Below are 22,500 nucleotides of genomic sequence, written 5' to 3'. Positions count from 1 at the left end.
AGTTTCTAATTCGCTTGATGTTCTTTCAGTAATTTTCCAACCCAAACCACAAGTATCAGTACAGGAATACCAATCAATGTCGTCATTAAGAAAAATTTTGGATAGCCAATATGCGTCACAATGGTTCCAGAATATCCTCCTAAAATTTTAGGTGTCAGTGTCATTAAGGAACTAAAAATTGCATATTGAACTGCTGTAAAAGATACACTGGTTAAGCTTGATAAAAAGGCAATAAATGCCGCACCTGCCAACCCAGACGCCAGATTATCCACGACAATCGCAAAATATAACCATAACTGACTGTAAGGTTTAATCACCTTACCTTTAATTTCTGTCGTCCCTTGTTGTTGAGGGACAGCATGAATCGGGGTTACGTCAACATCTAACGTCGATACTCGAGCAACTTTTTCCACACGTGGTAATGCCAAACTTGTCATGACATGCGGTGCTTTAGCAGCTTTAAAATTGACTTGTGCTTCGATCTTTGAAGAAGATGTATTTTGTAATTGATCACTTGGAATTGCTGTACTAAATACACCATTTTCATCCAGTTTAGCGGGATAGTTTTTCCCAGAAAATGTAATGTTGATGGGTGCATCTGTATTTAAGTCAGAGCGTTTAACGCCAACAACCTGCCCCGTAACAACCAAACTTTGCTTTTGTTGAGTTGCAGCAGTAAAGTGATTTGCCTGAATCGGTAATAACAGGATTTGTGGTTGGCCTGTTTCATTCAAATAAGGTAAATCAACCTGAATTTTTGACTGCTCAGAAGATGCGTATTGCGTCTGAATAGACAGTTGATGTGCCGTGTTTAGTTGCTGGTTCGGAACATGAACTGACCAATACCCAACGTCATCAGGCTGTGCTGTATACGTCTGTTGACCAACCTGCACATTCACCTGACTTAATGGTTCACCCGATTTGACTAAACCGATAAAAATAAGATTGGTCGAACTGGCTAACACCGCACCCACAAACATCAGTTTCATGATGTTCATACGTTGTGCCAATAAGCCACCAACAAAGCCACCGAGTAAAGAAAAAATCACCCCATAGACTTTAACCGCAGCTGCAATTTGTTCCTTGGTAAAATTTAAGTCCTGATAAAAGACGTTTGAAATAACGCCTGCAATAATATCGGAAATTCGATAAAACCCTATCAGTAACAATAAAAACAAGGCCAGTTTGACACCATAGCGTTCAAAGAAATCCTGAATTGGTGTGACCCACGTTTCAACTGCCATTTGACGGTGCACAACACCCAGTTTAACCAATACACTTCCAACAACAAATGCCATCAATCCTGAAGCAATAAAGCGAACAGCTTCAAAACCAAATAGTAAGAAATTGTCTTGAACCGCCCATGCTTTTTCAAGCGAACTTAGCACTTGTCCAAGAAAAATATAACTCAAAACAAAACTTGCAACCGCCAGAAAAAACACACAAACCAGACGGAAATAGTCCTGTTTTTGATAGTGTTTATTTTTTCTGGTTACGATTGGCTCGCGAATCACAAGTGTCGTAATCAACCCCACACTCATGACGGCGGCCATGGTCAAATAGGTATATTGCCATGCACTATAAATGTAGTTACCTTTTGATGTCCCGAGTGATGCAGCCAGAAATAATGCGCCAGCACCCGCCACAATCATCCCAATCCGATAACCAGCATTATAGGTTGAAGCCAAAACCGTCTGCATATTGGTATCTGCAAGCTCAATACGATAAGCATCAATCACAATGTCCTGCGTTGCAGCAGAAAAGCCGAGCATGACTGCACCAACTGCCATCTGGATCAGCGCTTGATGTCCCAAAGCTGGATTAGAAAATGCCATGATGCTAATCGCACACATGATTAATATTTGAGCAACCAATAACCATGCACGACGATGCCCTAGCATTTTGGTTAAAACAGGGACTGGCAGCTCATCAATTAAAGGTGCCCAAACAAATTTAAAAGAGTAGCCTAATGCTGCCCAACTAAAAAAAGTGACGGCACTTTTATCAATACCTGCCTCGCCTAACCACAAAGATAAGCTCGAAAAAATCAGTAAAATCGGGATTCCTGCGGAGAACCCTAAAAACAGCATAATTAAAGCACGACGATCTAAAAAAGCACGAAAGGCTTGCGTCCAGTCTTGGCGTTGCGAAGTCATTGCGTGGAAAGATTCCATTTTTCTTTTAACGCTGATATTTGAAACCTTATCGTCGCATCTTGCAACATTGAAACTGAAGTATTCTTCTTTTTTCGTGTTAAATTACGTACGTCCCTTGATCTTTTAAACTAAACCTGTATACCTTTAAATTTCCAATCAACATTTGTTGTGGAATAACACTGTGACCCAAAGACTCGATCAAATGAATTCTGTACTATCAGCAAATAAATTAGACTCAACTCAAAAACAACCTCAGGAAACACTTATCTCTGCGTTTGATCAACCTGAAATACAAGAAACACTGCAACAAACCAAGCTTTCACCTGAACAGCTCACACACACGCCAAAACTAGACAAAATCCCTGCTTCAACACGACGTATCAAACCTCTAAATAATTTTTTGGGACAAGACCGTGCTAAGGCCTCTGTAGAAGCGGGGATTTCACTGCCTTATTCTGGTTATAATATCTTTGCCGTTGGTACTGCGGGGTTGGGTAAACGCACCATGATTAAGCGTTTACTAAAACAACACGCTAAGTCTATGCCGACACCAAATGACTGGGTCTATGTCAACAATTTCCAAAATGCACGACAACCAATCGCGCTTTGCTTTGCAGCAGGACAAGGGACAAAATTTCAGACTGCCCTTCATCAGGCATGGCAAGTCATTTTAAAACAGCTAGAACGTCGTTTTAGTGCCGAGACCTACCACAACCGTATTGAACGTATTCGTCAGGATATCGGATTAGAACAACAACAAGCTTTGGTCGAACTCACCAAAGAAGGCGAAGGTCTGAATCTAAAACTAATTTCGCGCAATGAACAACATTGTTTTGTGCCGATTCATACCAAAGACGATACCGTTCAGGAAATGACACAGGACGATTTGGCTGCACTGAATAGCAAGCAACGTGCTGAAATTAACGCCAATATCCGCCACATGGATAAAAAACTTGAGCGACTCGGCTTACATTTAGGTACGTTAGAAGATGATGCCCGAGATCAGGTTTCAGATTTGAACCGTGACATCGCGCGCCAAGTCGTTAGCCCGCGTATGGAACTCATTCTCAATAAATTTCCAGATGTCAAAGGGCTTGAACAATATCTAAAACACTATGCAACAGACATTATTGAAAATGTCGAAATGATTTTAGATCAGGATGAAGATGACTTTGCACCAGCAATGTTCAGCCGTATCCCCGCGAGATACCAAGCCAATGTCATTATTAGCAATACAGCCAATAGTGGTGCGCCTGTTATTTTTGAAGACTTTCCAACACATTACAACTTGTTGGGACATGTTGAACAACTGACTCAAAATGGCACTATTACGACAGACTTCACCCTCATTCGTGCTGGTGCATTACACCGCGCCAATGGCGGTTTCCTCATGCTCGAAGCTGAACAGCTTCTAGAACAACCTTATGCATGGCAAGGACTCAAACGTGCATTAAAGTCAGGTCAGCTCAAACTGTCTTCACTCGAGCACATGCTTACACTGACAGGAAGTATCTCCATTGAGCCTGCCTCTATTCCATTACAACTCAAAGTTGTACTTTTGGCAGAGCCTGAAATTTATTATGAAATTTTAGAGCTAGAACCAGAACTTGGCAGCGTGTTTAAAATTCGTGCCGACTTTACCGACACATTGCAACGCACCGAAGACAACGAACAAGCCTACATGCAACTGATTGCAGACTATGTTCAAGCAGATAAATTATTGCCATTTGACCGTTCTGCATTGTCTGCACTGCTCACAGATTCGAGCCGTCAAGCAGAAGACCAAAGTTCATTGTCATTACATGCCTTAACATTGGGTGATTTAATTCGAGAATCACATCATCATGCCTCGCAAGCAGATGATAAAGTCGTAACCGATAAACACATCAATTTGGCCTTACAACATCGCCAATACCGTTTGGGTTATTTGAGAGAATTGTACTGGCAAGATTTATCCCGTGGTACACAACTTATTGAAACCCGTGGCTATCGTTTAGGACAAATTAATGCACTTTCTGTGATTCACTATGCCGATGTCGAATTTGGTCTGCCTTCGCGTCTAACCGCTTCGGTCTATCAAGGCGGTGGCGATATTTTAGATATTGAACGTAGTGTTGAACTTGGTGGCTCACTACATGCCAAAGGTGTGTTGTTAATGGCAAGCTTCCTCAAAGCACACTTTGGTCGTGAACAGATTCTCCACTTCTCTGCGGCTTTGGCGTTTGAACAAAGTTATGGTCAGGTCGATGGTGATAGTGCCACAGTTGCAGAACTGTCAGCCCTCCTTTCAGCCATCAGTCAATTGCCAATTGACCAGTCTTGGGCGATCACAGGTTCTATGAACCAATTGGGTCAAGTACAACCAATTGGTGGGGTCAATGCCAAAATTGAAGGTTTCTACGATGCCTGTAAACTACAAGGTTTAACAGGTAAGCAAGGGGTAATTATCCCTCGTCAAAACATGCAGCATTTAATGCTTCGTCAAGATGTAATCGATGCTGTGGCAGAAGGTCAATTCCACATTCATGCCATTAATACGATTGATCAAGCACTGGAAATTTTGATGGCACACCCTGTTGGGCAGCTAGATAAAAAAGGCAATTACAGCAAACATTCGATTTATGCCGCAGTCATGCAGCAACTCGAATATTGGCAAGCCATTGAAGACGGTGATTTAATCGAAGAAGAAAAAACCAAAAAGAAAAAGAAGAAAAAAACCAAAAAGGAGAAAGAAACTGCTGTGGTAGAACCGACCATGACAGCGTTAAAAAATCGTCATAGATAAGCCCTGATATAAAAAATGCCAATCATCATGATTGGCATTTTTTATTGCGAGCCTATGAATCGCTTACAAATATTTGTTGCGTTACACAGCGCAAAAAATTTTAGCTATTTCAAACTCAGAAGAGTGACATTACTTTTGCGGTGCAAATGTTGCAATCACTTTTCCTTGTAACTGTTGACCAATCAACGGGGTGTTTTTACCCTGTGACAACATTTGTTCTTTGCTTAAAGTCCAAACTTGTTCTGGATTAACCAACACCCAACCCGCTTCCAACTGCCAATTCTGTGTCATGTTTGCCACTTGTGCAGGTGCTAAGGTGACTTTCTCGACCCATTCTAACGGACTAAATACACCTTCACGAACCAGTTGCGTTCCTAACGCCACATAGCTATCAAAAGCACTAATGCCCGGTTCAGTTTCAGCAAATGGCATCATTTTAGCAGAAGCACTTAGTGGTTCATGGTGCGTACAAATTGCATCAATAACGCCTGATTTTAGCCCTTCACGCAACTGCTGTTTGTCTTGCTCAGAACGTAAAGGCGGGCGTACATGTGCAAGCGAGTTAAAACCATCAATCAAGTCATCAGTTAAATGCAACTGGTGCATCGCAACATCGGCTGTTACAGGCAACCCTTTGGCTTTTGCTGCGGCAATCAGGTCAACTGATGCACCGCTTGAAATCAGACTGAAATGAGCACGAACACCTGTCGCCTCAATCATGATTAAATATTTAGCAATGGCAACTGTTTCAGCCATCACAGGGATCATCGGTAAACCCTGACGAGATGCGACAAAACCTTCATGCACGCAGCCATCTTTGGCAATTTGATGTTCTTCTGGATAGAACACCACGGTTAAATCGAGCCCTGCTGCATATTCAAGGGTACGAATCACAACATCATCATCTTCAAATGCGGCATTGGCATTAGAAACGGCTGTACAACCACCCTTTTTCAACGCTGCCATGTTGGCAGGTTGTTTGCCATTTAAGCCTTGGGTCTGTGCACCAATGATATGTAAATGGATTTGACCATCTTGCCACGCTTTTTCAACCAAACCATGAATCAATGCACCGTTGTCTTGCACAATCGGTTTTGAATCTGGTGGTGTCATGACATGCAAAATCCCATTGTCACGCGCAGCTTTACCTTCAGAGGCCAACGTCCCGTGTTGTTGCTGTCCTGGTTCACGCATTCTTGCGCATAAATCCACCATCGTTGGCATCAACCAATGTCCTTGACCATCAATAACTTCATCAACATGGTCAAGTGCTTCGACACGTTTACCCTCTTGCAAGTAAACCGTCTGAATTTGATCTAACTGCTGGATCGGATCAAGGACACGTACATTTTCAATTTTTACACTGCTCATGAAATCTTTCCTTATACCGCTATCGCTTCAATTAAACCTTTTTCTTGTAACTGCCCTTGCATTGCCAACGCCAAAACAGCCATACGCACTGCAATACCGTTGGTGACTTGATGCAAAATGACAGACTGTGGGCCATCAGCAATACTTGACGCGATTTCAACACCACGGTTCATCGGGCCGGGATGCATCACAATACAATCAGGTTTTGCTAATGCCAAACGTGCTTCATTAAGCCCATACATTTTGTGAAATTCAGATTGGGATGCCAGTGCAGGCGAATCAATCCGTTCATTTTGAATACGCAAGGTAATAATGACATCGCAGTCTTTAACCCCTTCATCCATTTTATTAAATAGACGAACACCTTCACCATATTCAGAAAAACCAAATGGCAACAACGTATTCGGTGCAATCACTCGAATATCTTTACATCCCAATGTTTGCAATGCAGCAACATCCGAACGGGCAACACGTGAATGTTTGATATCACCAATAATGGCAATACTCATCTCTTCAAAAGATTTTTTAGTTTCACGACGAATGGTCAACATATCGAGCATCGCCTGTGTTGGATGTGCGTGACGACCATCACCCGCATTAATAATTGCAACATGTGGACAAACATCCTTGGCAATAAAATGCGCCGCTCCCGATGAGGAGTGGCGCACCACAAAAATGTCTGCTGCCATCGCTTCTAGGTTCCAGAGGGTATCTCGTAATGTCTCCCCTTTGGAGGTACTAGACCGAGCAATGTCGATATTGAGTACGTTGGCGGATAATCGTTTTGCCGCAGCTTCAAATGTCGTTCTGGTTCGAGTAGAGTTCTCAAAAAACAGGTTCATTACTGTGCGCCCTTCTAACACTGGCGAAGTAATTAACTGATTATTTTCATTGATAAACGTTTGGGCTGTATCGAGAATTTGCGTAAGCGTCGCTTTTGACAGACCTTCAATGGTCAGGAAATGTTTAAGATTGCCATCTTGATTGAGTTGAATCTGACTCGGAGTATGCAATGCGGCCAAATGCATGAGAGATTCCTTTAGCTATGCGAAGTGCGCCTATTGTAACGGAAATTGAAAAAATTTCGCAGTCACGATGATGCAAAAAAGCTGCAAATAATTCAAAGCGTAAACCTGAAAAATACGGTAAAATTCTTCTTTGCTTGATTGTTTTTGGAATTTTTGATGAATGCCTCGCAACGCTTATCTACATATTGGGTTACTTGTGCCGATGGATTGGAGCTGCTGTTAGAAGAAGAAATTGCTCAGTTAGGTGCAACGAATGTAGAGCGCAAGGCTGGGCGCCTTATTTTCAAAGGCACACTGGAAACTGCATATCGCATTTGTATGTGGTCACGTTTGGCATCGCGTGTAGTGACGCCTATTTTAGAGCACCCGATTGAATTCAGTCACGACGCCCGTGACGTTGCTGAAGAACTGTACGAAGGTGCGATTAACTTTGACTGGTCACTCATTTTTGCACCACAAAGCACCTTTGCTATTCGCCTGCATGTAGACCGTGAAATTAAAGTAAATACACAGTTTGCAACGCTACGCGTAAAAGATGGCGTGGTCGACAGCTTTATGGAAGCTGTTGGAAAACGTCCAAGCATTGACACCAAGCAACCTGAAATCACCCTCTTTGTCGTTGCAGGCAAAGATGCCCACACCTATTGCCTCGATTTATCAGGTGACTCGTTACATAAACGTGGCTATCGCCGTTATATGACCGATGCCCCAATTAAAGAAAACTTGGCAGCAGCCATTTTGCATAAAGCAAAATTAGTTGAACGTAAGCCTGAAATTATTTTAGACCCAATGTGTGGTTCAGGGACATTTATCATCGAATCATTGATGATTTTAACCGACCGTGCCCCTGGTTTAGTACGTCGTTTTGGTTTTAACGGTTGGCATGGTCATGACCATGAATTATGGATGTCGATTAAAGCCGAAGCTGCTGAACGTCATGCAGCCGCTTTAGAAAAACCACTACCAAAATTTTATGCCTTTGATGCCGACTGGGAAGCCGTTAAGGCCACCAAACAAAATATTATGGCTGCGGGTTTTGAAAAACTGCTCGATCAAATTCAAATTGAGGAACGTACCCTTGCCGACTGGCCTGAATTTGACAGCAGCAAATCTGCTTTTATTGTCACCAACCCACCTTATGGTGAGCGTCTGGGTGAAAAAGCCTCTAACCGTGCATTATATTTAGGTCTTTCTGCCCTATTACAAAAAAACTTCCCAAATCAATTTGCAGCCATCATTGCCGCACAAATTGAACAAGCCGATGTACTGGCTGTAAATCAGCCTGAAACACTCCGTTTGATGAATGGTAAGTTGCCAATTTACATCCGTTTGGGGCAAATCAAACCTCTAACACAAACACAGCCATTTTTAGCAACATGGCAACCGCAAGAATTTGAAGCAATTGAAGGTGCGTTAGACTTTACTAACCGCTTGCAAAAAAATATTCAGGCACTCAAAAAATGGGCTGTTAAAGAAAATATTTATTGCCTACGCCTGTACGATGCCGATTTACCAGACTTTAATTTGGCTGTCGATTTATATGGTGATCGTCTGCATGTTCAAGAATATGCACCACCTAAAACCATTGACCCAGAAAAAGCCAAAAAACGTTTTAACTTGGGATTGGCCGCTATCCGTGCCGTAACAGGCTTACCTCGTGATGCGATTTTCATTAAAACTCGCGCCCGTCAAACAGGTAAAAACCAATACGAAAAACAAAGTACTGCCTCTAAACGCTTTGTGGTACAAGAAGGTAAAGCCAAAATTTTGGTTAACCTAACGGATTATTTAGACACCGGTTTATTCCTTGACCATCGCCAAATGCGTTTACGTATTGCAGCCGAGGCTAAAGGTAAGCATTTCCTGAACTTATATAGCTACACCTCAACCGCCAGCTTACATGCAGCACTCGGTGGTGCAGCAAGTACGACCAGTGTTGACCTTTCAAATACTTACATTAACTGGTCAAAAGAAAACTTTGTGTTAAATGGTTTAACGGTTGACCATGCCGATGAACAACACATGTTCTTTACCAGTGACTGTTTTGAATGGCTAAAAGAAGGTCATGAAAATTATGACCTGATCTTTATTGACCCACCAACCTTCTCTAACTCGAAAAAGTTCTATGGAACTTTTGACATACAACGTGACCATGTGTCATTGCTGAAACGAGCGATGAACCGCCTAAGTTCAGATGGAACCTTATACTTCTCGAACAACTACCGTGGTTTCGAGATGGATGAAGAAATCGAGGCTATGTTTAATGTGGTGGAAATCACCAATGAAACCATTGGTCTGGATTTTAAACGAAACCAAAAAATCCACCGTTCATGGAAAATTCAGCATCAAGCCGTATAATCCAATTAAAAATCGAGCCAAATGGCTCGATTTTTACTTTAGCATTTAATTACGAACGTATAATTGCGATGCCTATTTGAATCATAAAATCTTTAGTAATACATCGATTTTCCATCGCGATAAGAAATACCCACCTCAACTTGATTACCACGAACTCTTCCATGCATTTTTTGTGCAATTTGAATCATCACCTGTTCAGTTTCTTGCGGTGACAAACTTTGGCTTGATGGATTGGTTAAACGTATCGAATTCTGTAGAAATTGTTTATCCAATTTCATATCTGCCTGATATTCCACTACCTGTGAGAGTTCTGATTTAGCATCCTGAATATTTTTAATCTGATTCTGTTTGAATTTTCCCCGAACATTTAAAGTTGCTTTTCCTTGCCCAAGCTCAATATTGTTGTCATTAGATGTAAAACTAAATCCATGTCTAAAAATAGCCAACATCTGGGTTTCTAACACCGTTTCCTGTGCATTTTGTTGCTGACTATCACACACTCTAGGCTGTTGATTTACAATTTTAACGAATTCTTTTAGTGCCAGCGTATCCATATCATTTATATCAAAATTAAAATTAATATTATTAAAATTTTGATGATTCACCTGCATTTGTTGCAGTTTCCAACGCAGCTGAATAGCAGACAATTTGTCTTGAACGTCCAATTTTGTTTTCAGTGATAACTGATCTAAATCAATATTAGAAATATTTAAAGAAGATAATTTATGGCTACGAATAACCATTCTTTGCAATGAAAATTCACTTTGACCAGATCTTAAAGCCTCTCCTGAAACGGATTGATCTGTCTGAAAACGAATGCCTTCAAATTTTAAATAGGAATTTTTATCTTGGGCAACAAATCCTGGAAACTGCACATTTGCATTGGTCATAATATATTCCCCATCTTGCATCCTAAATGTTACAGCTCCATCTCCCCCCTGCCAGACAATCTGATCATGACCTTCATTTTTTTCCAAGGCTGGACTTTGAATTTTCATATTTACCGTCCCCAACCAATTCAAATTTGAATTCACAGTAAATAGATCTTTACCTCCTAGAATCTTTTTATACTCCTGAAAATCCTTTCCTTTTATATCTAAATTTATCTTTGATGTAATATCATAACCCTTCCAACTACGCTGAATATGATCAACCCCTTTAAGAATAATTTCTTTATTCGGCTGACATGGATCAGGTCTTAAACGATATGCCCACTGTGCATCACCAGACAATACCCCCATTTTGAATTCTGACTGTTGTTTATCAACCAACTGACTCAATTTTTCAGGCATTTGATAGTAATTTTTCAATCTTTGATCTGCGTATAAATTAACGCCAATACCACCGGTAATTATTATCCCAATCACAGACAAAATAACAATTTTTTTACCCATACTCTTTCTTCTCTGTTTCATTTTTATCAATTTCGATTTTTAATCTAAAGCACATCTATTTTATACAAAAAATCAAATATATAAAAAAACTGCATACTCAAAAGTATGCAGTTTTGGTTATTAAAAAAACAATTAACTTAATTTTATTTTATCAAACACCAAATGACCATCTTCGGCTTTCACTACAATGGTATCTCCAGCCTGAAAATCACCAGCCAAGATTTTTTGAGCCAGACTATTTTCAACTTGTTGTTGAATGGCACGTTTTAAAGGACGTGCACCATAGATTGGGTCAAAGCCTGCATCAATCAACAAATCAAATGCACTATCGTCAATCGTTAAACCAATTTCACGGTCATATAAACGAGAGCGTAAACGATCCAATTGGATATCTGCAATTCCACGAATCTGTGCTTTTTTGAGTGAATGAAAAATTACCAATTCATCAATACGGTTGATAAATTCAGGACGGAAATGTTGACTCACTGCGGACATTACAACTGTACGCACTTCATCATCACTTGCACTCTCACCTAATTCTCGAACATCTTGAGAACCGAGGTTTGAGGTCATCACAATCACCGTATTTTTAAAGTCAACCACTCGACCTTGCGAATCAGTCAAACGCCCGTCATCCAACACTTGTAGCAAGATGTTGAACACGTCTGGATGTGCTTTTTCAACCTCATCAAACAGCACCACACTATAAGGCTTACGACGTACAGCTTCGGTTAACACACCACCTTCTTCATAACCGACATAGCCCGGAGGTGCACCCACCAAACGACTCACAGCATGTTTTTCCATGAATTCACTCATGTCAATCCGAATCATGGCATCGTCACTGTCAAACATAAAGTTTGCTAACGCTTTGGTTAACTCTGTTTTACCCACACCAGTTGGTCCAAGGAACAAGAATGAACCACTCGGACGGTTTGGATCAGATAACCCAGCACGTGAACGACGCACTGCATTAGACACCGCAACGACCGCTTCATCTTGCCCAACTACACGGTTATGTAAAAACTCTTCCATATGAAGTAGTTTTTCACGTTCACCTTGTAGCATTTTTGCGACAGGAATCCCTGTTGCAGCACTCACCACCTCAGCGATTTCATTTTCAGTGACTTTATTACGCAACAGTTTTGGTGCTTCATTTTCTTCAGCCACTTCAATTCGTTCAAGTTGCTTTTGCAAATCGGGAATAACGCCATATTGCAAACGTCCCGCCTCTGCCAAATCACCTTCACGTTGTGCTTTTTCTAACGCAATTCGAGCCTGATCCAGTTTGATCTGGATATCTTTATTACCCTCAACCAAAGCTTTATCAGCACGCCAGATCTCTTCAAGATCATTATATTCTCTCTGAGCTTCTGTAATCTGGCGATCTAACAATGCTGCTTGTGCTTTAGACCCTGAATCTTCCTCTTTTTTCACCTGTTCAAATTGCATTTTCAACTGAATTAAGCGGCTTTCAAGCCGATCTAATGCCTCAGGTTTTGAATCCAGCTCCATCTTAATCCGTGAAGCTGCTTCATCAATTAAATCAATAGCTTTGTCGGGCAATTGACGGTCTGTAATGTAACGATGCGACATTTTAGCCGCAGCAATAATTGCTGAGTCTAAAATTTGCACCCCATGATGGGTCGCATATTTCTCTTTTAGACCACGTAAAATCGCAATCGTGTCTTCTACACTAGGTTCATCCACCAACACCTTTTGGAAACGGCGTTCAAGCGCAGCATCTTTTTCAATATATTGGCGATATTCATCTAATGTTGTTGCACCCACACAGCGTAACTCGCCACGCGCCAAAGCAGGTTTCAACATATTCCCCGCATCCATTGCACCGTCGGTTTTACCTGCACCAACTAACGTATGCAACTCGTCAATAAATAAGATGACCTGACCATCTTGTTTAGCCAAATCCGTTAACACGGCTTTTAAACGCTCTTCAAACTCACCACGATATTTAGCACCTGCCAATAACGAGCCTAAATCTAGTGATAAAACACGTTTGCCTTTTAAGCTTTCTGGTACTTCACCTTTCACAATTCGTTGTGCCAGACCTTCGACAATCGCTGTTTTACCGACACCCGGTTCACCAATCAAGACTGGATTGTTCTTAGTACGGCGTGACAACACCTGAATAGTACGACGAATTTCATCATCACGACCAATCACAGGATCAAGTTTCCCAGACAAGGCACGCTCATTTAAGTCGATTGTATATTTATTCAAAGAGTCACGTTGGTCTTCGTGATTATTACTCATAACTTTTTCATTGCCTCGAATAGAATCAATGGTTTTGCGTAAACTTTCAGTGGTAACACCAACCTTGTTCAAAATACTTTTGGTGGTTCCAGACTCTGTTAATGCCAACAGCACCCAATCTGTCGAAAGAAATTCATCTCCAACCTTTTGGGCATAGCGGTCTGCCAAATTCAGTACTTTTACTGCCTCAGGGTTTAAATTGATATCTCCTGTCGGATTTTGCAGTGTTGGTGCATCTTTTAAAGCCTGATCAAGCAATTGTTTTAACTCTGGCAGTCTTGCGCCAGATTGTTGCAATAAACTTAAATTTGAAGGCTCTTCTAGCAAAATCGATAAAATATGAATGCCATCAATCGCAGTATGATCCTTACCTACAGCAAGGGACTGTGCATCAGAGAGAGCCTGTTGCAATCGATTCGTAAACTTTTCAAATCGCATTATTGTTATACCTCACAATTATTTTTAACTTGATTACTAGATGGGTGTTCAATTGTTTTTTTCAAGAAAAATAATGATAATTTTCAATATATTAAATAATATTTTTTAGATAGAGCTCTATATAAATATAAGCGCTAATTTTATTTTTTCAAGATCTTTATTGGCTTTTTATTGTACATTATTTCAACATACACAATGAGATAACCTATTCGCCTTATTTAGACCAAACCTAATCCTCTTTAGCGCTAACCATTTTGACGCATCCAAACTACAAAAATCTACAGCGATTAAGTTCGTTTAAGAAATAGCATGATTTAATGTAAAACAATATTATTACTTTTGATTGAAACAATGCAAAAATCCATCCTTAAAAATGTGTTTTATTGTTGTGCGCTCATTTACTCTGCCCAAACTCTGGCACAGCTTCCACAAGATTCACGTAGACCAGGTGGCATTGCGGTTATTCCACTTGCGTCAGAGGTTCAAAATGTTCAATATCAAAATCATCCAGTACTCATAACACAAGAAAACGGACAAAAATATGCCGTTTTGGGGATTCCTCTTTCAGCACCAAGCAGTGGTCAAATTCAGCTCACCACCAACCAACAACCGATTTCCATTCAGCTTCACAGCTATCCTTACGCAGAGCAGCACATTACCTTAAAAAATCAGGATTTTGTCAGTCCATCACCCGAACAACTGGCACGTTACCAACACGAAGCGAAAGAACAAAACACTATTTATCAAAGTTTCACCACAAGCCAATGGCAACACTTTCCAAAGTTTATTCGACCGACCCAAGGCAAATTCAGTAATTCTTTCGGGCGTAAACGCTTTTTTAATGGCGAGGAACGAGCACCACATTCTGGGTTAGATATTCCAGCGCCTATTGGTCAAAAAGTCGTTGCTCCAGCCAATGGCATTGTGGTCGGTACGGCAAACTATTTCTTTAATGGCAATACAATTTTAATTGATCATGGACAAGGTTTAATCAGCATGTTCTGTCATTTAAGTAAAATTAAAGTGCATCCAGGACAAATCGTCCATCAAGGCGAAGAAATTGGGCTTGTTGGAAAAACAGGTCGTGTCACAGGGCCACATTTACATTGGGGCATGAGCCTAAATGATGCTCGTGTCGATCCTCAATTATTCCTTAGTTCCGAATAATTAAGGCAAAGATATATTTAAAATACGACACAGCGTAAAAAGCTGCATTGAGTCTTTTTCCATACTCAGGTTTTGAAAAATCGTGACACCCCTGAATATTTGCAAAAATATCTAGGGGGATCCTAATAACTCAGTCCAAAGCAAAACTAACCATGTTCAAATCCATGAAGTATGAATAAAAATCAGCGTCAGCCTATTTTTAGAACCAGTACACTCTATATTCCAAACATATTGTTTAGAATAACTAAATATTAGTAACCTTACTCAGCTTCGATAATTTCAAAGTCATGGGTAATTTCAACACCACCCTCTGACAGCATTTTACTTGCAGAACAATATTTATCTGCCGAAAGCTCGATTGCTTTTGCAACTTGCTTTTCTTTAATGCCCTTACCTGTTACCACAAAATGAAGATGAATTTTTGTGAAAACTGCTGGAACTGCATCCGCACGTTCAGCCTGTAACTGGCATTGAACATCGGTTACATCTTGACGTGCTTTTTTCAAAATGGTCACAAGATCAAATGACGCACATCCACCAAGCCCCATCAAAATCAGTTCCATTGGACGTGCACCACGGTTTTCTCCACCATATGCTGGAGAGCCATCCATCATTACACTATGTCCACTTTCTGACTTTGCTTCAAATGCAACATTCTCTAGCCATTGAACCGTTGATCGCATTGCAACTTACCTAAAAAAAATATAGATTACTGTGTTACTTGTACAGTAACACAATTCTTTTAGAGAAGGAATTTTCTAATTTTGCATAGGCAGCAAAGCAAACCTGTCCTTTTTGTCTTATTTTGGAACAGAAATCATGGCGGCTAATCTTTTTCCTTTTGCTAATGATGCTCTCTCTCCGAATCAACTCCCAGAGTCAGTGAAAGCATTATTAAAGCGAGCAAGTATCAATCGTTACCCAAAGCGAACAACGATTGTTGAAGCAGGCAGCGAATCACTATCGTTATATCTCATTTTAAAAGGTTCAGTATCCATTGTCTTAAGAGAAGATGATGAACGAGAAATCATCGTCGCATACTTAAATGCTGGTGATTTTTTTGGCGAAATGGGGCTTTTTGAAACAGAACCACATCGTACGGCAGAAGTACGTACACGTGAAATCAGCGAAATTGCTGAAATTTCTTATAAGGACTTTATAGAGCTTAGTCATCAATATCCAGACCTAAACTATGCAGTATTTGCACAGCTTGCACGTCGGTTAAAAAATACCACCCGTAAAATGACAGATCTTGCATTTATCGATGTCACGGGGCGTATTGCACGTTGTTTAATTGATCTTGCAAATCAACCTTCTGCAATGCTTTTACCTAATGGTCGACAAATCCGTATTACCCGTCAGGAAATTGGACGTATTGTTGGATGTTCCCGTGAAATGGTAGGGCGTGTTCTAAAATCACTTGAAGATCAGGGTATGATTCAAACTGAAGGTAAGGCAATTTTGATTTACGATAGTGCACTTGAAAGCTCAGATCACAATGTAAAATAAAATCAGCAACTTAAAGCAAATTTTCGAATTTGCTTTTTTTATTTTTCAACATAAGTTTCGATTAAAAATTACACAGAAATATATTTTCCACACAATTTTTCTATCATTTATCTGTATAAATCTCAGCACGTTTCGCAACGTACAGATCAATATAAAGTTCAATTTAAAATTTGACTTTTATTGTTTATGTCGATAATATGCGCGACTCTTTTATAACCTTGCTTGTTTTTTAAACTACATCTCCCTAGATGCCGTTATTTTTTTATTCATTCATCATATCAATGATGCTCTGACTGCCCCCTCAGCACCTTAGCAAACTAAATGGTTTTGGTTTATTTCATCACCTATTTGGGTAGTTAATCTCTGTTTCGGAGTCACCATGCACACTCAACCTTTAGAGAGTACGAGGCGTTTACGCCTAAAGAACTTTTTTAATTATCTCCCAGTTCAACTGCTTGCATTTAGTGCAGCAATGTTACCTTTTACAATTAATGCAAGTAAACCTACATCTCAATATGAAGAGGTCATGCATCAAAACACACTGACTGTCGTTGCGGTTCGTAGCCCAAGCACTGTCTTTGATGATGGACAATATTCACATGGTTTCGGATATGACTTAATTCGTAACTATGCACAAAGTTTAAATGTTAACTTAAACTTTAAAGTTGTAGATGATAATGCGACAGCATTGCAGTGGGTTGCAAAAGGTAAAGCCAATATGGCATTGACCAATGCGGATCTATCTATGATAGAACAGCGCAAACTCACCACATTTTCTGTGAGTTGCGGCGATGATCAGACTTTACAAAAGAATGGGCTAGACTCACAGCTCAATCTTGTTTTTAAACAGGCTGAAGATCCGCTGACTCAAACTGCAAGTGGTTATATCTGTCAGACCAAACAAAATGGCGCATTAAATCATTTAGCTTCTTTTTATAACCATAATGTTGTGTCTGAAACATCATGGAATAGCATTGAAAAAGATTTGAAAAAGCGAATGCCAATTTATAAAGCAAGTTTTAAACGTGCAGCAGAACAGTACGATTTAGACTGGCATATATTGGCTGCCATGGGATATCAGGAGTCTTACCTGAAACCTGACTCAATTTCCCCGACAGGTGTTCGTGGCTTAATGATGCTCACTGCTGGTACAGCGAAGGAAATGGGAATTCAAAACCGCAATGACCCTGAGCAAAGTATTCAAGGCGGTGCAAAATATTTTGACCAGCTATTGGCACAATATGCAGATATTCCCCTACCTGATCGATACTGGTTTGCGTTGGTCGCTTATAATATGGGGCCAGGTGCTGTCTCATCTATCCAGCAACGATTGACACAACAAGGTAAAAACCCAAATGATTGGGTGAGCCTCTATGCATTTTTACAGCAACATAAGGCAAGAAATTCGCGTTATATTCAAGCCATACAGTATGTTGTACGAATTCGGGCTTATTTAGAACGTATTCAAAATAACGAAGTCATTGATATTTAAAAAAGGATGACCTAAACGTCATCCTTCTTTACAACTATATTATGATGTTTGCTGCAAAATTTGCTTATATAAGCTTTTTTGTTCTGTACTTGGTTTTGCTGTTTGTAATGCCATCAATTGTGACATATCCCCTTGTACTTTTATTTTGCCTGTCATAAACGCTTGCATTGCAGCAGTTAAATCAAACTCTAGAAAAACTTTACGTAAAGTTTCTGCATCCATATTTAATGTGGTTTTTGCATCGCCAACCAAACCTTTCTGAATTTTCCCTGCTGCAAGAGATAATTCTGTATTCTGTCCTGCATCAGACACTACAAAGTTGACTGCCAAATTCTGTAATGCTGGTGGTAAATTTAAATCCCCCGCTTGTGCACTCAGTTGCTCTACTGTAGAAAACCAATCTTCTGATAGAAAAGCAGGCATGATATATCCTCTAAATAATGATGTTCTGAATGTTGTACAAACAACGTTGCCGACTAAATAGCTTAAAAGTTGTTATAACATGAACCAGACGATAATGATGCTTTTTTTGCAAACTAATGGTTCAATTTACACACAAGTCATAATCTGCTAATACCTTAAATAAACAGCAAACCTTCTTTAGGGTAAAGTTTCATCATCACATGATTCTGCCAATAAAAAAGCAGAATATTTCTATCCTGCTTTCTCATCTTTCATTTGAAAAGATTATTCTGCTGCAAAACTCAAGTTAACAACATCCAAACGATTTTTCATTTCTTCTGGATCTTTCAAATCAAACTCACGTTGTGAATCAAGCGCTTCAAAATCGAATAATTCGCGGTCTGCTAACTGAGACGGCGAAACATTTTGAAGTGCGCCAAAAATGCTATGTAAACGTTTTGGATATTGTTTATCCCAGTCACGTAACATTTCATTCAACATTGCACGTTGTAAATTTTCCTGTGAACCACATAAGTTACATGGAATAATCGGGAATTTACGCATTTCGGCGTATTTGATGATGTCTTTTTCTTCCACATATGCCAACGGACGAATCAAGATATTCTTTTTATCCGATGACAACAGCTTCGGTGGCATTGCTTTTAAACTTCCACCGTGGAATAAATTTAAGAAGAATGTCGCAATAATATCGTCACGATGATGACCTAAAGCCACTTTAGTTGCGCCAATTTCTTGTGCGAAACCATATAAAGAACCACGGCGCAAACGCGAACATACCGCACAGTATGTTTTACCTTCAGGAGTTAAACGCTTGGTAATGCTATACGTGTCTTTTTCCAGAATATAATAAGGAATATTATTTTCTTCTAAATAACGTGGTAAAACATCTTCAGGAAATCCGGGTTGTTTTTGATCCAGATTTACTGCAACAACATCGAAGTTAATCGGTGCAATACGTTTAAACTGTAACAGAATATCCAATAAGGTATAGCTGTCTTTCCCTCCGGAAATACAAACCATGACTTTATCGCCATCTTCAATCATTTTAAAGTCGCGAATGGCATGACCCACTTGGCGACGCAGTTTCTTCAACAAGCGATAATATGCCGAACTTGTAGGAAGTTCAGGTTTGAAATTAAATCCTTGATTGGACTCAACCGGCGAGTACATAGACAAGATTCACCCTTAGAAAAAATGTCGGCCAATTTTAGCCGATTCAGCTCGTCTTCGCATTAATCGTTTCCATTTTCTTGTAATATTTTTTCATGTCATCTCACTGTAGAAAATGAATGATATGCTAAATAAGTCACTTTTCCCCATCAAATGCCTATTATTTAAACCCTTTTATGCTTTTCCACAAAAGCTGTGGATAAATTTGTGGATTTGTTTAGGGTTGACAAAAGGTTTTGTCCGAATATTAAGGCTTATATACGAATTGATCATTTTTTAACCTAAAGTTTTATTTAATAAAAATCAATGTCTTACTCAAGTCAAGTTTATCTAATGAAAAAAAATTTAATTTTTTTTTGATTAAATCCCCAACAAAATTGCTTGATTTTTTAAAATGGGATTGTTAAAGAACTTTTAACTTTTTAAGCACCTTTTGTGAACTTTCTGCTAAAATCTAAAACTTGAACGAATCAAGCTTGATTGTAAGTAAAAGCGATTAAAATGAAAAAACTCAATCTCCATCAAGCCATGTTTGTTGCGATTTATTTTTGGGGAACAATCATCATCTCGCCTGCACATGCAGGAAAAATGTATACCTATGAAGATCGTAATGGCGTGCCTTTATTGACCAACCGTCCACAAATTGGGTCACATCTTAAAAAAGTAAAAGTGACCTATTATGCCGACAGCAATATCCATCATTACCAAAATTGGGGATCTAGCGAGTCATCGGTTTTACCAAGCTTTAGTAAAAATAAAGATGCTTTTAATGACATTATTCACCAAGCAGCACAACAGCATGGCTTGGCAGCAGGTTTAATTAAAGCGGTGATGCACACTGAATCAGGTTTTAACACTCATGCTAAATCGCCCGTTGGCGCTCAGGGGCTAATGCAACTTATGCCCGCTACTGCAAAACGATTTAACGTCAATAATAGTTTTGATCCACAACAGAACATTTTAGGTGGTGCAAAATACCTGAGTTTCTTATTAAAACGCTATAACGGAAATACTCAACTGGCATTAGCCGCCTATAATGCAGGTGAGGGCAATGTCGACAAATACGGTGGAGTTCCGCCCTTTCGTGAAACTCAAGATTATGTACATCGGGTTTTAAACCGTTATAACCATTTATATGCCAACAATATTCAAATTAATACAGCGGAAAATAAAACACCTGTAAGCAGTACAATTTCACCATCACAGCCTACTCACAACAAGACAGCAGATAAAGTCATGACTGCCAAAAATAAAAAACCTGTATCACGTGATATTATTCAACTGTCTGATGGAACATATACCGATGTGATCGTGCGAAATTAATCGTGAACTAGAGCTAGCATTGTCAATTCGCAACATATTTTGCATGTTTTCACAGATTCATTCTTGAATTTCTGCACGTATGGTCTCATATTAGAATCCATGATTTATCTGATAGATAAGTTATATTTTCTTTTTATTATAAGAGGATTCTCTCAATGATGCGGATTGGTTTGTTTTTGCTTACCAACCTCGCGGTACTGGTTGTCGCTGGTCTTATTTTGTCAGTCTTAGGTGTCGGAAGCTATCATGGCGCAGGAGGATTACGTTTAGGTAATCTCCTCGTAATGTGTTTTGTATTCGGTATGGTTGGCTCTTTAATGTCATTATTCATGTCAAAATGGATGGCTAAAAAGACCACAGGTACAGAACTGCTTGACCCTAACGCTCCTCGTAACCAAGCTGAGGTTTGGTTATTGCAAACTGTTTCAGACTTGGCTCAACGCTCTAATATTCGTATGCCTGAGGTTGGGATTTTCCCATCTTACCAGTCTAATGCCTTTGCAACAGGTTGGAACAAAAATGATGCGTTGGTGGCAGTGTCGTCAGGCTTGCTTGAACGCATGAATAAAGATGAGTTACGCGCTGTTTTAGCCCATGAAATTGGTCACGTTGCCAACGGCGATATGGTTACACTTGCGCTGGTACAAGGTGTTGTGAACACTTTCGTAATGTTCTTTGCACGTGTTGTAGGTGATTTCATTGACCGCAATGTCTTTGGTCGCCAAGATGATGAAGCCCCAGGTATGGGTTATTTCATCATCACGATGGTACTTGATATTGTATTTGGTATTTTGGCCTCTGCTATTGTGATGTGGTTCTCTCGTTATCGTGAATACCGTGCAGATGAAGCAGGCGCACGTTTAGCGGGTAAACAGGCGATGATTTCTGCACTGTTACGACTACAAACAGAATCTGAAATGCCTGATCAAATGCCAAAAGAAATGAAAGCCTTTGCAATTGCGGAAGGTAAGGAACAGGGATTTAGCTTGGCTGCCCTCTTTCAGACCCACCCAACAATTGAACAACGTGTTGCGGCTTTGCAGCAATTAAATTGCCCTTAAATAGCCCTCGTATGAAAGCCTCTTCGGAGGCTTTTTTCTTTTCAGTATTTTCGTCATTTTTTATCTTGTTCCGCATTTAGATTATAAAGATCGACCGACTCCCTTTCACATATACAAAAATTTTATTTAATTCCTAATTTCATAAAAAATTAAGGATATTTTAAGTTTATCCTTTTATCCTATAAAAATAGGAATTCTGCTGTAGTTTCCTATTTTGGCCATACTCCTTACTGACAGAGTATGGCTTTTTTTTTGCTTTTTATTTTTCATTTAATATACAAGTTTAGCTCAAAAAATTTGAACAAGAGCGAATTAATCTTATTTTAAATACGATTACTCATTTTCTCTAATATGCACATCTTATTGGTCAATGCATTTTTCATATTCATGCTTTAAATTCCACTTTTGTTTTAATATATATGACATAATTTTTTTAAATAACGTAGAAGATTATGCGATTAGAGATACTCACTAAACCAATAATTAATATAATAAATTATATAACATAATCAAAATCACGCAGTTGTTCAAAGTTTAAATATTTGATTTAA

General features: G+C 39.5%; 15 protein-coding genes. 7 read left to right on the top strand and 8 right to left on the bottom strand.

Annotated elements, in window-relative coordinates:
• Window positions 1–5: 5 nt before the first annotated feature.
• The gene (locus ABDV70_RS00075; RefSeq protein WP_343594468.1) at window positions 6–2,156 is read right to left on the bottom strand and encodes an MFS transporter; all 2,151 of its coding nucleotides are present in this window, start codon (window positions 2,154–2,156) and stop codon (window positions 6–8) included.
• Between the two features lie 181 nt (window positions 2,157–2,337).
• Between ABDV70_RS00075 and ABDV70_RS00070 the strand changes: the two genes are divergently transcribed.
• Complete coding sequence (locus tag ABDV70_RS00070; protein WP_343594467.1) at window positions 2,338–4,941, top strand: ATP-binding protein; 2,604 nt, start codon at window positions 2,338–2,340, stop codon at window positions 4,939–4,941.
• A 129-nt stretch (window positions 4,942–5,070) separates the two neighbouring features.
• On the opposite strand, the gene ABDV70_RS00065 is transcribed toward ABDV70_RS00070, so the two are convergent.
• Together ABDV70_RS00065 and ABDV70_RS00060 are read right to left on the bottom strand one after the other, a co-directional pair.
• Window positions 5,071–6,312 carry a dihydroorotase gene (locus tag ABDV70_RS00065; protein WP_343594466.1) on the bottom strand — a complete coding sequence of 414 codons (1,242 nt, stop codon included), beginning with the start codon at window positions 6,310–6,312 and terminating at the stop codon, window positions 5,071–5,073.
• Between the two features lie 11 nt (window positions 6,313–6,323).
• Window positions 6,324–7,340, bottom strand: a complete 1,017-nt coding sequence (locus ABDV70_RS00060; protein ID WP_343594465.1) for an aspartate carbamoyltransferase catalytic subunit — start codon at window positions 7,338–7,340, stop codon at window positions 6,324–6,326.
• Between the two features lie 156 nt (window positions 7,341–7,496).
• Here ABDV70_RS00060 and rlmKL point away from each other — a divergent pair, with 156 nt between their 5' ends.
• On the top strand, window positions 7,497–9,698 hold the full coding sequence (gene rlmKL / locus ABDV70_RS00055) for a bifunctional 23S rRNA (guanine(2069)-N(7))-methyltransferase RlmK/23S rRNA (guanine(2445)-N(2))-methyltransferase RlmL (RefSeq protein ID WP_343594464.1): 2,202 nt from the start codon (window positions 7,497–7,499) through the stop codon (window positions 9,696–9,698).
• 92 nt (window positions 9,699–9,790) lie between these two features.
• On the opposite strand, the gene ABDV70_RS00050 is transcribed toward rlmKL, so the two are convergent.
• Both ABDV70_RS00050 and clpB read right to left on the bottom strand, forming a co-directional pair.
• Window positions 9,791–11,092 carry a DUF945 family protein gene (locus ABDV70_RS00050; RefSeq protein ID WP_343594462.1) on the bottom strand — a complete coding sequence of 434 codons (1,302 nt, stop codon included), beginning with the start codon at window positions 11,090–11,092 and terminating at the stop codon, window positions 9,791–9,793.
• Between the two features lie 132 nt (window positions 11,093–11,224).
• Window positions 11,225–13,804: an ATP-dependent chaperone ClpB gene (gene clpB / locus ABDV70_RS00045; protein WP_343594460.1), complete on the bottom strand. Its 2,580-nt coding sequence runs from the start codon at window positions 13,802–13,804 to the stop codon at window positions 11,225–11,227.
• A 351-nt stretch (window positions 13,805–14,155) separates the two neighbouring features.
• Between clpB and ABDV70_RS00040 the strand changes: the two genes are divergently transcribed.
• On the top strand, window positions 14,156–14,971 hold the full coding sequence (locus tag ABDV70_RS00040) for a peptidoglycan DD-metalloendopeptidase family protein (RefSeq protein ID WP_343594459.1): 816 nt from the start codon (window positions 14,156–14,158) through the stop codon (window positions 14,969–14,971).
• A gap of 260 nt (window positions 14,972–15,231) precedes the next feature.
• On the opposite strand, the gene ABDV70_RS00035 is transcribed toward ABDV70_RS00040, so the two are convergent.
• Entirely contained in the window at window positions 15,232–15,654 is a 423-nt protein-coding gene (locus ABDV70_RS00035) for an OsmC family protein (RefSeq protein WP_343594458.1), read from the bottom strand.
• A gap of 136 nt (window positions 15,655–15,790) precedes the next feature.
• On the opposite strand from ABDV70_RS00035, the gene crp reads away from it, so the two are divergent.
• Entirely contained in the window at window positions 15,791–16,480 is a 690-nt protein-coding gene (crp, locus tag ABDV70_RS00030) for a cAMP-activated global transcriptional regulator CRP (protein ID WP_343594457.1), read from the top strand.
• Window positions 16,481–16,859: 379 nt separating this feature from the next.
• Window positions 16,860–17,972: a transglycosylase SLT domain-containing protein gene (locus ABDV70_RS00025; RefSeq protein ID WP_343594456.1), complete on the top strand. Its 1,113-nt coding sequence runs from the start codon at window positions 16,860–16,862 to the stop codon at window positions 17,970–17,972.
• A gap of 39 nt (window positions 17,973–18,011) precedes the next feature.
• Here ABDV70_RS00025 and ABDV70_RS00020 read toward each other — a convergent pair whose 3' ends face one another.
• Together ABDV70_RS00020 and ttcA are read right to left on the bottom strand one after the other, a co-directional pair.
• Window positions 18,012–18,395: an SCP2 sterol-binding domain-containing protein gene (locus ABDV70_RS00020; protein WP_343594454.1), complete on the bottom strand. Its 384-nt coding sequence runs from the start codon at window positions 18,393–18,395 to the stop codon at window positions 18,012–18,014.
• 264 nt (window positions 18,396–18,659) lie between these two features.
• Window positions 18,660–19,565 (bottom strand): tRNA 2-thiocytidine(32) synthetase TtcA, encoded by a 906-nt coding sequence (gene ttcA, locus ABDV70_RS00015; protein ID WP_343594452.1) that lies wholly within the window; start codon window positions 19,563–19,565, stop codon window positions 18,660–18,662.
• A gap of 528 nt (window positions 19,566–20,093) precedes the next feature.
• On the opposite strand from ttcA, the gene ABDV70_RS00010 reads away from it, so the two are divergent.
• Both ABDV70_RS00010 and htpX read left to right on the top strand, forming a co-directional pair.
• Window positions 20,094–20,888 carry a lytic transglycosylase domain-containing protein gene (locus ABDV70_RS00010; protein ID WP_343594893.1) on the top strand — a complete coding sequence of 265 codons (795 nt, stop codon included), beginning with the start codon at window positions 20,094–20,096 and terminating at the stop codon, window positions 20,886–20,888.
• A gap of 155 nt (window positions 20,889–21,043) precedes the next feature.
• Window positions 21,044–21,949, top strand: coding sequence for a protease HtpX (gene htpX / locus ABDV70_RS00005; protein WP_343594451.1), 906 nt, complete (start codon window positions 21,044–21,046; stop codon window positions 21,947–21,949).
• Window positions 21,950–22,500 lie beyond the last annotated feature (551 nt).

Source organism: Acinetobacter sp., assembly GCF_039596015.1.
Taxonomy (GTDB): domain Bacteria; phylum Pseudomonadota; class Gammaproteobacteria; order Pseudomonadales; family Moraxellaceae; genus Acinetobacter.
This window is presented reverse-complemented; position numbering and strand designations above follow the sequence as displayed.